General features: G+C 73.4%; 1 pseudogene. It reads right to left on the bottom strand.

Annotation, left to right across the window (positions count from 1 at the left end):
* Positions 1-229: pseudogene (locus tag VR45_RS03715) on the bottom strand (DUF11 domain-containing protein); the annotation flags it as partial.

Here is a 229-nt window from a genome sequence, read left to right as displayed (position 1 = left end):
GCGTGGCCGAGAGCACGGTGCCCGGGCCGGTGAGCGAGTCCGTGAGGGTGACGCCGGTGGCGCTCTGGCCGGTGCTGCGGTTGGTCACCGTCACGGTGTACGTCGGGGTGTCGCCGATGCTGGTGGTGCTCGGGGCGCTCCTGGTGACGGCCAGGTCGACACCGGCCGGGGCGTTCACCGCGGTGGTGGCGTTGGCGGTGTTGTTGGCCGGGACGGGGTCGCTCTGGGT

It is taken from the genome of Streptomyces sp. NRRL S-495 (assembly GCF_000966955.1).
Classification (GTDB): Bacteria; Actinomycetota; Actinomycetes; order Streptomycetales; family Streptomycetaceae; genus Kitasatospora; species Kitasatospora purpeofusca.
This window is presented reverse-complemented; position numbering and strand designations above follow the sequence as displayed.